Source organism: Vibrio sp. M60_M70, assembly GCF_037162085.1.
Lineage (GTDB): Bacteria > Pseudomonadota > Gammaproteobacteria > Enterobacterales > Vibrionaceae > Vibrio > Vibrio diabolicus.
In genome coordinates, this window is the sequence record NZ_JARLUL010000001.1 from 1,852,341 (window position 1) to 1,866,556 (window position 14,216).

Below are 14,216 nucleotides of genomic sequence, written 5' to 3' on the forward strand. Positions count from 1 at the left end.
TTACGATACTCTAAAACTCGAACTGGAAGTAAATGGTATTGTAGTTGCTCCCGCCTTTAATGCGCCCAAACTGGGACGCACTTTCGAAAATTGCTGAGCGGTGATGCAATGAATAACCCACCCACATATTTTCCCAGTTTTTTTGGTTGAATAAGTCACCTATATTTACATCAAACGAGAAGTCTAAGTAGTTCAGTAGCTTACTTGGTGTATAACCCTTGTCTTCCATTTCGGTTCCTTCGATGTAGGGAATGTTGTCGACGTATGACATACCTTCCGCAACACCAAATCGCCAAGTCGTTGGCCAATTAACGGTATAATAAGCCTTAATCGCCATCACGTATTCTGTGCTCGCGGACTGAACACTGGACGACCAGTGATGAACCAAACCTGGCGTTAAATAAATATCAAGAGGAAAGCCAAACAACTCGTCCGTTAGCGGGTGCCCATAAAACAATGAAGTAAGTTGATTGTCGTATGGGTCTTTTTCTCTCTCAAAGCTAAATATTTCACCAATATTTGAAGGCGTCGCCCAACCATGCGCGATACGTAGGTATGGTTTATTGCTCAGTGCTGATTTCGGAGCTTTGCCTTTATCGTTGAAAAAGCCAAAACCGACAAACACTTCACCTTGATATCGGTCTTCTACAAGCTGGCTGTTGTAGGCATTATCATCTAAGCGAGTGACACTCGTTTCCCCCAATAAGTACAAGTTGGAAGTCACATGATAACGCGCTTTGATGCCGATGTTGGCGTCAAGTCCTGCTCCAATTCTTTCCCCAGTAACATCTTTAAACGCATAATATTCACTGTTGAAGTCGGCGTCTTTGTATCGAATCGTGATAGATGGCTCTAACTCCCAATCACCAAACGCATAATTAGCGGCAAGGCGATAATTAGAGTGAAACTGGAGTTCATCGTCCGTCATTAATTCTAACTCTGCGCGCCAGTTGTCGTTAATGCTATCACGAACTTGACCACCAAAGTCGACTCTGTCCCCTTCATTGGCATTTTGTAGCGACATGGGAATATCAACAAATCTCAATCGCATGATCGCACTCGCGCGCCAGTCAGAATCACTCTCGTCATACAGAAAAACGCCGCCTTCAATGCCATTGATATACAAATGCTCGTTTTCAAAGAACATCATTGGTACAAATGTACTCACCGTCGAGTCATTATCGGCGGTATAAAACGGGATCGATGCGGTGCGATACATCGCTGCAATTCCCCACGTTTGCTCTTCTACACCATACGCAGAAGAAGTCATCGCAGCTAAAGGCAAAGTGAGTGTTGTTAGAATTAATCTCTTCATGAGTTCGAAAAATGTTGGTTGAGAAGCAGGCAAACATCAATGATTTGCCATTTAAAGCTTATGTTCTTCTGATGATAGCCGTTACAATGACAAATGTTGTCATCCTCGTGACAGTTTGAGTCCCAAGATTATATTAATATTGCACGACTAGATGAGCTTATTTGTGAATATTTTTACTATCGTAACAAGCTCTTAAAACTCTAGCTTAGTTCTAAATCAAACATAATGAAGTAAAAAGTGAAAGCATCAGAACTCATCTCTACCTTGAATCATTTACCCGCAGACACGGACCCAGACATTGTGATGGGAGAAGCATGGCTGCCTGAAAGGTTGATAGGGACTCAACTTGAGGGTGACATGTTATTTTTGCACTTTGATAATGCTCCAGAAGATGGTCAGGGAGACGAAGAGGGACGCGGCTTCGTCGAGCACGAAATAGATCTAATCAGAACGCGGCTTCAGCAAATTTTGGATGAAGACAGTGATAACGCGTCAAAAGCCGATGCTATCCTAGGTTTATTCCTTATGGGACATGAACTTAGCAGTTCCCAAGTTATCGAAATATTAGAAGAAGAAGCTGACACATAAGGAGCCGTTTTGCCAGCATTGATGAATACGACTGAAACATCTTCACTTCCTCTTATCGTTGCAGGTCCGATTTTGCGCAAAGTGACCGCAACTGAAATCAATATTTGGCTAGTCACCACCCAACGCTTGGAGGGTATGGTGCAAATTACGGATGAAAACGCCTCCGTCCTTCATCAAGCCCCCTTAAGTGAGCAAAAAGAACAGCTTCAAATCGGTCTCAATGCGTGGTGCTGTTTGTTGCAATTAAAGGCCGAGTTTCCGACCCATCAAACGTTACGCTATCAAATACAAACGCAACACGGCTCAGTAACGGAACTGCTTCCTCATCTGACTTATGAACGAGATAACTGTCCAAATTTGGGCGTTGAGTTCCTAATCAGCGAAAAAGCAGATTATGTCCTGCATGGCTCGTGCCGGAATCCCCACCACTTCAGTAAAGATACATTGGTCGCTGCGGATCATAAAATCGCATCTCAAACCATCGAAGAAAGACCAGATATGCTCATCATGAGTGGTGACCAAATCTACGCAGACCATGTTGCAGGCCCTACTCTGGACGCCATCGAACAAGTCATTGCCCTACTCGGTTTACCGGGCGAAGAATTCGAGCAAGCGCCGATAAAAAATACCAATGCCCTCTACCAGCACTCAGCTTGTTATTATGGTCGGGACAAATTGTTGCCTCATTATGTGAATGATGGCAGTTTACTGAGTACGTTTTTCCCGCACAGAGGGACGCCAATATTCAGCGCCAAAGAGTGTGAAAACCATCTAATAAGCTTTGCCGAATGCTTTGCAATGTACTTATTGGTTTGGTCTCCGACCTTATGGAAGCTCATTCGGACAGATCGCTTATTAGAAAATGAGTTTACTGTCGGCGGAGCAACTCTCGAACCTAAATGGCAGCAGCAATGGCGCGAAGAAAAAGCTCAAATAGATAAATTCGTCTCAGGTCTAGATAAGGTTCAACGCTTACTTGCTCACATTCCAACCTACATGATCTTTGATGATCACGATGTCACCGACGATTGGAACCTTACCATAGGCTGGGAACAAGCCGCGTACAGCAACGCCTTTGCGAAACGTATTATCGGGAACAGCCTGATTGCCTACTGGCTCTGCCAAGGGTGGGAAACGCGCCAGAAAAATTCAATGATGAGTTTATGAGTATCGCTCAACGCTTTTTCAACGGGCGTTCCTCACAAACTCAAGATGCATTTATTCAATATTTGTATCGCTTTGAGAATTGGCATTACACCATTCCGACGACGCCAAAAGTTGTCGTGCTAGATACGCGAACCAGACGCTGGCGTTCTGAGTCGAAAATGAACAAGCCCTCTGGGTTAATGGACTGGGAAGCAATGATTGAGTTCCACCAAGAACTTGTTCATCAAGACAAAGTTATCATTGTTTCTGCCGCGCCGATGTTCGGAGTGAAATTTATCGAAGCACTCCAGCGAGTAGTAACGATGCTTGGTAAACCATTAATGGTCGATGCTGAAAACTGGATGGCGCACCCAGGAAGTGCGAATACGCTTATTAGTATTTTTACACATACTAAGACGCCGACCAATTTCGTTATTCTCTCTGGCGACGTGCACTACTCTTTTGCATACGACATTAAACTTCGCTACCGAAAAAATAGTCCGAATATCTATCAAATCACCTGTAGCGGGATTAAAAATCAGTTCCCAACCCAATTGCTCAATATTTGTGATGGTCTAGATAGGCTTCTATATAGCCCTCGTTCGCCTTTAAACTGGTTTACAAAACGTAAGCGTCTAAAGATCTACAAACGCGCACCAAGTACGCACAATTTTTATCGCTTAGTTAACCACAGCGCCATTGGTGAGCTGCGTCTTGATGACGAAGGAAAGCCGAGCCAAATTAGCATTCTAACGAGCGATGGTGAAGAGGTACATTTTCCACCAACTCGTGCCGAAGGCTAACTCTCGCTCCCAAAATGACTTGCCCTTTATTGAAGGCAAATCATTTTGACTGAACTTAAAAGTACGAGGGATTTGGGTAGATGAGCAAAGCTCTTGACTGTCAACGGCGTGCTAAATTTGATACCACACCTTGAGATCTACCGTATTTATAACCATGTTAACCAAATAAACAATAGCTCGGTGTTCAATATGTTTAACTCTCTTACCTCATTATTTAAACAGCTCATTGAAGGCTCTGATTTAAGTCAAACCAACACACTCTCTCCGAATATGGCTATCGCGTGCTTGCTCTGTGAAGTATCTAGCGCAGACCATAACGTCGATGATAAAGAGCAAGAAACAAAGCGTTCATTATTGATGAAGCTTCTGTCATTAAATGAAGAAGAATCAAATGCTTTGTTAGAGCAAGCGCAACAGAAAATAAAAGACTCCGCGTCTCTGTACGATTTTACTTCTCAACTGAGAGAACTGACTCAAGAAACGCGCTACAACTTAATCAAAAGTATGTGGGAAGTGGCTTATGCCGATGGCGAAATTGATCCACTAGAAGATGCTGTGATCCGCAAAACAGCAGAACTACTCTACGTTGATCACAGTGAGTTCATTCGAGCAAAGTTGCAATCTCAGTAAGGCAACAAGGTAAACATGTAAGTCGCGCAAGCTATTTCAAGTCTACCGTGAAATGATGGCGAAGATTGAGTTCTATAGCCAAAAAAAGCGCATTACGCGCGTTTTTTTCGATAAGCCAACGACATTGTTATTAAAATACTGGTCAAGATATGAATGTGTTTGACGAGCTCTACACTAAACAGATTCCATGACAAAACAACAATGGTTGAATGACGATTTGATTACAAGTTTGCCTATCTATAGCGGACTATTAAAGCATAGTCAGAGCAAGCTTCGCTAAATTGTACGCATCCACATAACCAGAATGTTGGCGCCCTTCCCAATCAATGCCTTTTGCTTCTTGAGCTGCTCGGTGACCAATACGCTTATCCTTAAGACGATTTTGAATGCGATAAAGCGTCGCTAAGTTGATGAACTCCGTAAATGGCGCTTCAATACCTTTTTGCTTACACTCTTCAAGCAGGATGAGGTCATCTCGGCCCCATGATGCATAAATCTTGTTTCGACCACCAAAGTTCTTAACCATGGATTTAAGCACTTCTTCTAATGGGCGTCCTTGTTTTTCAATTTTACGCGGCGTAATACCTGTTAGCTCGGCACAAAACAGCGAAACTTCATCATATTCAGGTTTTACGTAGTATTGAGCTCGCTTGACTATCTCGCCTCTAGACAAATCTATTTCAGCCAACCCAACTTCGATAATTTCACCCGTGCTGCCGACGCCATTTTCGTTCCAGCAACACATTTCTAAATCGAAGCATACAATACGGTTATGGTTCATAGTTTGTCTTGATTCCTAACATAAAATTTTAAAGCGTGGGATTCTACCGTAACACGGTGTAAAACTCGAATTTGCACGCCCATTTAATCGCCAATCGACACATTATTACGACCGTTTTTTTTACTCAAATAAAGTTGATTATCCATTTTGTGATACAAGCTTTCAGGATCTTCATCTTTATGGACAGCCGCGCCGATACTTAACGTGCAAATGATTGAAGCATCGCCATAGTCAAAAGCCGTACTTGCCACGATGCTCCGCAACTTTTCCAGATAAGCTTCCAGTGCTTCTTTATCAATGACTTTAGAAATAATACAGAACTCATCACCACCAGCACGATAAAATCGGTCTCCAGGCTTTAGATTCGCACTAACTAGCTTAGTCACATGCTGCAATGCTTCATCTCCCCCTAAATGACCGTGCTTGTCATTGATAACTTTGAAGTGGTCGATATCAAAACCAACCAACGCGAAGCTAACACCTTTGTTTATCTGGCTAAGCAAATGATCGTTAAACGCTCGGCGATTGAGTAACTGAGTTAGAGGGTCACGCTCAGCCATCCTTTTTAATTCGACGGTTTTAAGCTCTAACATGACCGCCAAGCGCTCTTTTTCTCGTGACTGCAAATTCACAATCCAACTAATCAAAAAGGCGATTACCAACCCGGCTAATGTCGTGCCCGCTAAAATAGAACGCTCCCAAGCAGAGACGGCATCAGAAAGTTTAAAATCAATCCGCCACTCACGATTAGGCAGTTGAATGGTACGGCTTATAACCGTTCCTCGAATGTTGTCCCAGTTTGAACTTTGGAAGAGAACGGGGTCATCTGCTGCGTCAAAGCCTAAATCTTCTACGCGCACCGACATATCTAGCTCAGTCGCGGTTTTCGTGATCAAATCCTCAAAGTAAACTGTACTTCGAATCACCCCTGTCACTACACCTAATAAATGTTGGTTCTCGAAGTCAAACACTGGATGGAACACTAGCAGCCCAGTTTTAGGAATGGACTTGTCATACCCATCTTGCAGTAAGCGAACTTTATCCGAGACATTCGCTCGCCCATTTGTGGATATATCATCCAAGATGAGATCGAAGCGTTTACGTGAAAAATAGAAACCTAGTAGAGAAAGGTTTTCTGGTGTTCTTGGATAAATATCCGATGCGATAAAAATTGGCTCTTTGTGTTCAAAAATGTATCCGTAGGTTTTAGGGCCATCTTTAGGAACGGTAAACGGTTGGAAATCAGGAAATGTTTGACGGGTCTTTAAAATATGCTCATCAAGGTCTTCGAATTCGACCTTTTGCATCCATTGAAGTCCAATTAGACTTCGCGAGCTATTGATTACTTGTTCCGCATACATTGGGAACGAAGACCAATAGGTGCGTTCAATCGAATGAAAAAGTTTGCACCTGCACCAATGAACTTTAAATCATTTTCGACGTTCGCTTTCAGTGATTCTGCTTGTCGGTCAGCTAAAGTATCAAACGTCGTCTGCGTATACCGTTGCTGCATCGTATAAGCAGCACCGACCACACCAGCAGTGACACACAACGTCGCTGCAAAAGCTAGAATAGAGTCTGAATGTCGTTTGATAACGCTCTTGTGAGCGGTGCTTTGTGTCATATCGTAATTTTGATACTTCCGTAAGTTAAACTTCGGGATCTATTGAAATACTGCGTTAGCAACGCACAAACATCAAGCAACAACCTATGCTGGGCAGTCCGATCGTCGATTTTTCACGCTGTTCGTACGGTATAGTCACGAATTATTACAGCCTTAAGCCTTGAATATGCTACCATCCGTCATCATTTTAATGTCTAAACTTGGTGCAAGATCGCAAAGACGATCGTTTTAGTGAACACATATGAGCCAATACTGAGCACCAATAATCAATAGAAAGAGAAAAAACGTCATGAACATTGATTTGAACCTAATTCCTCAAACGTTCGATATGCTTCACGCTGGCCTAACCGCATCGAGCGTTTTGCTTCTTTTAGTCGCGGTCTCTCGCAAATCAAAAGTGGTTGAGAAAGTCGTAGAAAAACCGGTCGAGAAAATCGTCGAAGTTGAGAAGCCAGTTGAAAAGATCGTCGAAGTAGAAAAAGTCGTTGAAGTTGAGAAGGTCGTAGAAAAAGTCGTTGAAGTTGAATCGAAACTCGCAACAGCTTCTACTGATTCTGCAATGCAGCTACTTTCTATCATGCAGCAAGAAGCTCGTCTGATCGACTTCCTACAAGAAGACCTAACGTCATTCTCTGATGAAGAAGTCGGCGCAGCAGCTCGCGTAATTCATACTGGTGGCCAGAAAGTATTGAACGATTACGTAACACTTGCGCACGTTCGCAACGAAGAAGAAGAAACTCGTATTACGGTTGAAGAAGGCTTCAACCCACAAGAAATCCGCCTTACTGGCAACGTGACAGGCAGCGCGCCATTCCAAGGCACGTTAGTGCACAAAGGCTGGAAGGCAACATCGATGAACCTTCCTAAGCTGGCTGAAAACTACGATGCATCTGTGATTGCTCCAGCCGAGGTTGAGCTGTAATGGAACACATGAACCAAGAAAATCATTCTCAAGAAACGAATAACCAAGCGTTTGCTCAAGAACAACAGACGCCTAAATTCAGCGTCGGTATCGACTTAGGTACCACACACTGCGTGATGTCTTTTGTTGATACGCACGACGAAGATGCTCGAGTTGAAGTAATGCCTATCCCACAGCTGACTGCGCCGGGTACGGTAGAGACTCGTAGCCAACTTGGCTCTTTCCTTTATCAACCACACGAACACGAAATGAACCCGCAATCACGTGTTCTTCCGTGGTCAAGTGAGCCAAAAGCTTTAGTTGGTGCAATTGCACGTAACCTAGGTTCAAAAACACCAATTCGTCTTGTTGCAAGTGCGAAATCTTGGCTTTGCCACGGTGGTGTAAACCGTCGTGACGCATTTCTACCAGCGGGTAGCCCAGAAGAAGTGGAAAAAGTATCCCCTCTTCGCGCAACCGAGCTATACCTTGAGCACTTAAAAGATGCTTGGAATCACGCAAACCCAAAGCACAACCTTGCCGATCAAGACGTGACTATTACGGTTCCTGCTTCTTTCGACCCTGCTGCTCGTGACCTAACTGCAGAAGCAGCACGCAACGTTGGTTTTGTGCACCTAACGCTTCTAGAAGAGCCACAAGCTGCACTTTACAACTGGATTGATAACAGCAACGACAAATGGCGCGACGAAGTTGAAGTTGGCGACATCGTGCTTGTGGTCGATATCGGTGGTGGTACAACTGACCTTTCTTTGGTTGAAGTAACTGAAGACGACGGCAACCTAACTTTGAACCGCATCGCGGTAGGTGAACACATCCTACTTGGCGGTGACAACATGGACCTTGCACTTGCGTACCGCTTGAAGATGAAGCTAGCGCAAGAAGGCAAAGAGCTACAACCATGGCAAGTTCAGGCAATGACGCACGCATGTCGTGACGCGAAAGAAGCGCTATTGAACGACAGCGAACTTCAGTCAGTGCCAATCGTAGTACCAAGCCGTGGTTCTAAACTGCTTGGCGCAACGCTGAAAACAGAACTGACTCAAGAAGAAGTACAACAAACATTGGTTGACGGCTTCTTCCCTCAAGTTGCGATTACGGACCACCCTGTTCAACGTAACCGTGGTGCACTAACGCAAATGGGTCTGCCTTACGCACAAGATGCAGGCATCACTCGTCACATTGCTGCATTCTTGTCTAAGCAAGCTAATGCCCTTTCTGCTTCAGGAAATGGCGCAGAAGCAGCAGCTCAAGATTTCAATCCATTCGCTAACATGCCTGGTATGCCAGGTGCGGATGCAGCCCAATCAGCTGACTTCATCAAGCCAACCGCAATCCTATTCAACGGTGGTGTGCTGAAATCAAAACTTCTAGCCACTCGTCTAGAAGACACGATCAACGAATGGCTAATTGAAGCAGACGCAGAAATGGCGAAACGCCTAACAGGTGTGGATCTAGACCTTGCAGTTGCTAGCGGTGCGGCTTACTACGGCTCTGTGCGTCGTGGTCAAGGCGTTCGTATCCGCGGCGGTATTGCTTCGGCGTACTACGTGGGTATCGAAAGTGCGATGCCTGCGATTCCGGGCATGGCGCCTCCAATGGAAGCACTGTGTGTAGCACCATTTGGTATAGAAGAAGGCTCAAGCGTTGACGTACCAAGCCAAGAGTTTGGTTTGATCATCGGCCAGCCAGTTAACTTCCAATTCTTCGGCTCAACCGTTCGTCGTGACGACCTAGCAGGTACTCACCTTGACTACTGGGCACCAGAAGAGCTTGAAGAGCTACCAGAAATCCAAGTAACGCTGCCTGTATCTGAAGGTCGTCGTGAAGGTGAAGTGGTTCCAGTTACCCTAGCTTCTCGCGTAACAGAGCTTGGTACGCTTTACTTAGAAGCCATTGCCGCTGATAACGGGCAAAAATGGCATGTTGAGTTCGATGTGCGCGAAGACGCGAAAAGTGACTCAAACGAAGAACAATAATTAGAAGTCAAACGGCATCCAATCGGGTGCCGTTTTTAAATACACGAAGGTTTGGTTTTGTATGGCATCTCCTCGTTTCCTTGTTGGTATTGACCTCGGCACCACAAACACTGTGGTGGCCTACTGTGAAATCACCGACAACCTTGAACAATCCGAAGTATCCCTATTTGACATCGACCAACTGATTGGTCCGGGCGAAGTCGTTCGTAAACCACTTCTGCCCTCTTTCCGCTATCATCCAGCTGTAGGTCAAATCTCCCCTTCTGACCTCACTCTTCCTTGGGACAACGAACCTGTTGCTGGCGACATTAACAATGTCATCGTTGGTGAATGGGCTCGTGAATTAGGCGCGAAGGTGGAAGGACGTCAGGTATCCAGTGCAAAAAGCTGGCTATCGCACCAAGCGGTAGATCGTAGCTCAGACATTCTCCCTTGGGCTAGCGCGCAAGACGTAGATAAAGTCTCGCCCGTCATTGCCAGCGCAAGCTACCTCAACCACATTCGTCAAGCATGGAACTACCGTCATCCTAGCAACAAGCTAGAAGACCAAGATGTGGTTGTGACCGTTCCAGCATCGTTCGATGAAACCGCTCGTAAGCTCACGCTTGAAGCCGCTGAGTTGGCAGCTTTAAAGAAAATCGTCCTGCTCGAAGAGCCACAAGCCGTATGTTACGACTGGTACGCACGCCATCAGAAAACCGCAGCTGATGAGCTCAAAGAGTTACCGCTGATTCTTGTGTGCGATGTGGGCGGTGGTACCACCGACTTGAGCTTGATTGAAGCAAGTTTCTCTTCTCAAGATGAGCTAGCCCTTGATCGTATTGGCGTTGGCGAACACTTGATGCTGGGTGGTGATAACCTCGACTTAGCATTAGCACACCTTGCAGAGAGCCGCTTCAATCAAAGTAAGAAACTCACTGCAGCAAGCCTGACTAAGCTGATTCAGCAAACGCGTAAAGCGAAAGAGAACCTGCTTTCAGCGAGCGCACCTGACGAAGTGAAGATCACCATGTTAGGTAGCGGCTCTAAGCTACTTGGGGGCACAAAGAGTATTGCTCTAAGCAAACAAGAAGTGCACCAAATCGCATTAGATGGCTTCTTCCCGCTTTCTGATTTCAGTGACGTACCAGACAAACGTCGTAGCGCGGTTGTCGAGTTTGGCCTTCCATACGTTGCTGACCCAGCGGTGAGCAAGCACGTTGCCGAGTTCTTAACTCAGCACCAGCAAGTCGCTCGTGCCGCTCTTGGCATTGAAGACGATAAACAAAACGCGATTCCAGTTGGCGTGTTGTTGAACGGAGGCGTGTTTAACAGTGATCTGGTGACTGAACGTGTCACCGCCCTACTTTCTGACTGGCGCGGCGCACCAGTTACGGTATTAGATAACCCACATCCAGATTGGTCTGTTGCATTAGGTGCTGTAGCATTTGGTAAAGCACGTCGTGGCGCACAACTGAAAATTGGTGGTGGTGCAGCGCGTTCTTACTTCTTGCATCTTCAAGAAAAGAACAAAATGGGCAAAGCGCTCTGTTTGCTTGCAAAAGGTACAGAAGAAGGTCACGAGATCCGTTTAAGCGGTCGTCGTTTCTCGCTCACTCTTGGAGAGCCAGTCCGCTTTAACCTGCTGACTTCTACCCACGATACCTTAACCAATAACACCGCCATCCAAAATGGCGTGATGGTTGATGTTGACCCAGACTTGTTTGCTCCACTACCGCCTTATATCACCACCCTTGAAGGTGAAGGTGCCGAACTGCAAGCCAACCAGAAAGAACGTGTCGAAGTACAACTGGCGTGTCAGTTGACTGAAGTCGGCACACTTAAGATGGAATGTGTCAGCGCAGAAGACGACAACAAACGTTGGGAGCTGGAATTCGAAGTCCGTAACAAGCAAACCGACGACAGTGAACAAGTTAAGCTTCACCCTAAACTGAACGAATGTAAGGAGCTGATCGCTCGCCTATACAGCGGTAACAAAAAAAGCGCAGAAGGCAAAGAGATCAAAACCTTAGCCAAAAATCTTGAGAAGAAGCTCGGCAAACGTGACGAGTGGGATTTCACTACCCTACGTCAACTGTTTGATACCTTTGCACAAGGTCGTAAACGTCGCCGTCGTTCTGAACAGCACGAGAAAAACTGGCTTCGTTTGGCGGGCTTTGCACTGCGTCCGGGCTTTGGCGATCCAACAGACTCTTGGCGTATTGAGCAAGTTTGGGGACTGTATCAACAAAATATTCAGTTCAAAAACCATCAAGGCTGGACAGACTGGTGGGTATTCTGGCGACGTATCGCGGGCGGTCTAAGCCAAGAACAACAAGAAACCATTTTGGCAGACATCGCAAAATACCTACACCCTGGCGCGATGAAAAACCCACAGTCAGCTAAAGCGGCACAAGACATGGGTTATGAATCCATGGTTCGATTGGCGGCGTCGCTTGAACACCTAGAAGTCGAAGACAAAGTTCTATTGGCAACGTGGTTCTTGAGCAAAGCCATCAACCAAAACCAGTTTGAACAAGCGCACTGGTGGGCATTGGGACGCTTGGCATCGCGAACGCCACTTTATGGCAGCCAGCACAACGTCATTCCTCGTGAACAAGCGGAACAGTGGCTACCTAAATTACTGGAACAAAACTGGCAGAAAGAACCAATGATCGCTTTCGCAGCCGTAATGATTTGTCGTAAGACGGGCGACCGACTATTCGATATCTCTGACGACTACCGAGAGCAGGTCTTGGTTAAGTTGAAGCAAAGCAAGGTGCCTGAATCTTGGGTATCACTGGTTGAAGAAGTGAAAGAGCTCTCAGAAAGTGAGTCAAAACGTGTCTTCGGTGATGCTTTACCAAGCGGTTTAACGCTGGTTCATCATTAAATCCACTCTACACAAGAACACGAGTTAGACGTACAAAGCCCTTCCGACGAAGGGCTTTGTTGTATCGCATTCTTTTGGTTTTGGTCGTGTACAACGCGCTAATTCATTTCTGTCGTAATTACTACATCACGCGTTTCGTTATCCATATCACTAATACCGACCACCGACACTTCTCTGTCCGATAGAGTCTCAATTAAGCTGTCTTCTAATCCGCCATCAGCCAGCCAAGTATAAAATTTATCCGCGATACGCTCCGAACCTTCCCCGACAAACGTTAATGTGACCTTCTTCATTTGTGACACTCCATCAATTTACGATTCAGCCACTTAAGCGTAGTATGTTTCGCAAATATCGACATAAACTAGGACTAACTTCTTTTATGAGTATCGAAAAATTTGACGCGATTTATCAACGTGCTGCTGAGCGAAAAGGCGGAGAAGATCAGCTTGAAGCGCTATTGTCTCACCCATTAAGTAAAGAGGAATTAGCAGCGATTCCCGATGACCGTTGGCTCGCCGCTTTTTCGATGAAGGTGTTCCAAAGTGGGATTTCGTGGAGCGTGGTTCGCAATAAGTGGCCGAACTTCGAAGAAGTGTTCTTCGGATTTAAGATTGAGCCGCTATTGATGCTGTCTGACGAACAATGGGAAACCAAAGCAACGGACAAACGCATTATTCGCCACCTCACAAAAGTCATGTCGATTCCGGCCAACGCTCGCATGATCCATGAAGCAAGAATCGAATATGGCTCGTTCAGTAACATGATTGCTGAATGGCCTCGGGAAAAGATCACGGATCTATGGGGCTACTTGAAGAAGCATGGTAGTCGTCTGGGTGGAAATACAGGCCCTTACACTTTACGCCAAATGGGCGTGGACACTTTTATTCTGTCTAACGATGTCGAAGCTTATTTACGCAACTGCAAGATCATTGAAGGCGGCAAAGACACGAAAAAGTCCTTGGACTCTGCTAATAAAGCCTTTATTCAGTGGCAGCAAGAAAGTGGAAGAAGCTTGACCGAAATCAGTCAAATTATCGCGTTTAGTACTGGTGACAACCGAATTTAAACAAGCACTTTGTAGCTCTGGGGGCGAAATTCCGGCCCCCTATAACGCATGATATTTGCACGAATCACTCTACTTTAGCTCTTACTGATATTACTACTTTCTCGATTCCTCCAAAAAATCCCTCCTTAAAGTGGCAAAATCCCCCTTCAAATCACAAAAAGTTATCATATCGACAAATTATTTTTCTTGTTCAATATTTTTATTTATCAAATATTTAATTACAAGTGCCCAGTTTTTAGGCACTAAATATTGATGACGCTCAATTGCATTGCGCTGACAAACTGACTAGGATACACGCCCTTCCTGAGTGAACTATCAGAAACTTGATCGAGGAATTTATTCAAATTTCTCAACACTTCGTGAGCACTCACAACAATTGCACTCACTTTATAGATTTAAGGATCAACAGATCCGTTAATACAAATTCGACAGCGCAATAGAGTGCTGACTAGAACAACCATGACGCGATGTCACATGAGTGACTATTTTCGTG

Annotated in this window: 9 protein-coding genes and 2 pseudogenes; 7 read left to right on the forward strand and 4 right to left on the reverse strand. The window is 45.3% G+C overall.

Going from position 1 to position 14,216, the window contains the following annotated elements; genetic code table 11:
* Positions 1 to 10: 10 nt before the first annotated feature.
* Positions 11 to 1,315, reverse strand: a complete 1,305-nt coding sequence (locus tag P4S59_RS08580) for a MipA/OmpV family protein (protein ID WP_337168240.1) — start codon at positions 1,313 to 1,315, stop codon at positions 11 to 13.
* A 237-nt stretch (positions 1,316 to 1,552) separates the two neighbouring features.
* Between P4S59_RS08580 and P4S59_RS08585 the strand changes: the two genes are divergently transcribed.
* The 3 genes and pseudogenes from P4S59_RS08585 (at position 1,553) to P4S59_RS08595 (ending at position 4,482) form a co-directional block, all read left to right on the forward strand.
* Complete coding sequence (locus P4S59_RS08585; RefSeq protein ID WP_337168241.1) at positions 1,553 to 1,903, forward strand: hypothetical protein; 351 nt, start codon at positions 1,553 to 1,555, stop codon at positions 1,901 to 1,903.
* A 9-nt stretch (positions 1,904 to 1,912) separates the two neighbouring features.
* Positions 1,913 to 3,852 (forward strand): annotated as a pseudogene (locus tag P4S59_RS08590) (alkaline phosphatase D family protein).
* A gap of 189 nt (positions 3,853 to 4,041) precedes the next feature.
* A complete protein-coding gene (locus P4S59_RS08595; protein ID WP_225461652.1) occupies positions 4,042 to 4,482 on the forward strand; it encodes a tellurite resistance TerB family protein in 441 nt (146 codons plus the stop codon).
* A gap of 250 nt (positions 4,483 to 4,732) precedes the next feature.
* Here the strand turns inward: P4S59_RS08595 and P4S59_RS08600 are convergent, their stop codons facing one another.
* Positions 4,733 to 5,263 (reverse strand): 3'-5' exonuclease, encoded by a 531-nt coding sequence (locus tag P4S59_RS08600; protein ID WP_337168242.1) that lies wholly within the window; start codon positions 5,261 to 5,263, stop codon positions 4,733 to 4,735.
* A gap of 83 nt (positions 5,264 to 5,346) precedes the next feature.
* Positions 5,347 to 6,887, reverse strand: a pseudogene (locus P4S59_RS08605) (sensor domain-containing diguanylate cyclase).
* Positions 6,888 to 7,176: 289 nt separating this feature from the next.
* On the opposite strand from P4S59_RS08605, the gene P4S59_RS08610 reads away from it, so the two are divergent.
* From P4S59_RS08610 to P4S59_RS08620, 3 genes are all read left to right on the forward strand, one after another.
* Complete coding sequence (locus P4S59_RS08610; protein ID WP_046875236.1) at positions 7,177 to 7,809, forward strand: DUF2760 domain-containing protein; 633 nt, start codon at positions 7,177 to 7,179, stop codon at positions 7,807 to 7,809.
* Positions 7,809 to 9,785, forward strand: coding sequence for an Hsp70 family protein (locus P4S59_RS08615; protein ID WP_337168243.1), 1,977 nt, complete (start codon positions 7,809 to 7,811; stop codon positions 9,783 to 9,785). The genes P4S59_RS08610 and P4S59_RS08615 overlap by 1 nt, the downstream gene beginning before the upstream one ends.
* Before the next feature lie 61 nt (positions 9,786 to 9,846).
* Positions 9,847 to 12,657, forward strand: coding sequence for an Hsp70 family protein (locus tag P4S59_RS08620; protein ID WP_337168244.1), 2,811 nt, complete (start codon positions 9,847 to 9,849; stop codon positions 12,655 to 12,657).
* Positions 12,658 to 12,755: 98 nt separating this feature from the next.
* On the opposite strand, the gene P4S59_RS08625 is transcribed toward P4S59_RS08620, so the two are convergent.
* Complete coding sequence (locus tag P4S59_RS08625; protein WP_005394200.1) at positions 12,756 to 12,950, reverse strand: hypothetical protein; 195 nt, start codon at positions 12,948 to 12,950, stop codon at positions 12,756 to 12,758.
* Between the two features lie 86 nt (positions 12,951 to 13,036).
* Between P4S59_RS08625 and P4S59_RS08630 the strand changes: the two genes are divergently transcribed.
* Positions 13,037 to 13,723: a DNA-3-methyladenine glycosylase I gene (locus P4S59_RS08630; protein ID WP_012841859.1), complete on the forward strand. Its 687-nt coding sequence runs from the start codon at positions 13,037 to 13,039 to the stop codon at positions 13,721 to 13,723.
* The last annotated feature ends 493 nt before the right edge of the window (positions 13,724 to 14,216 follow it).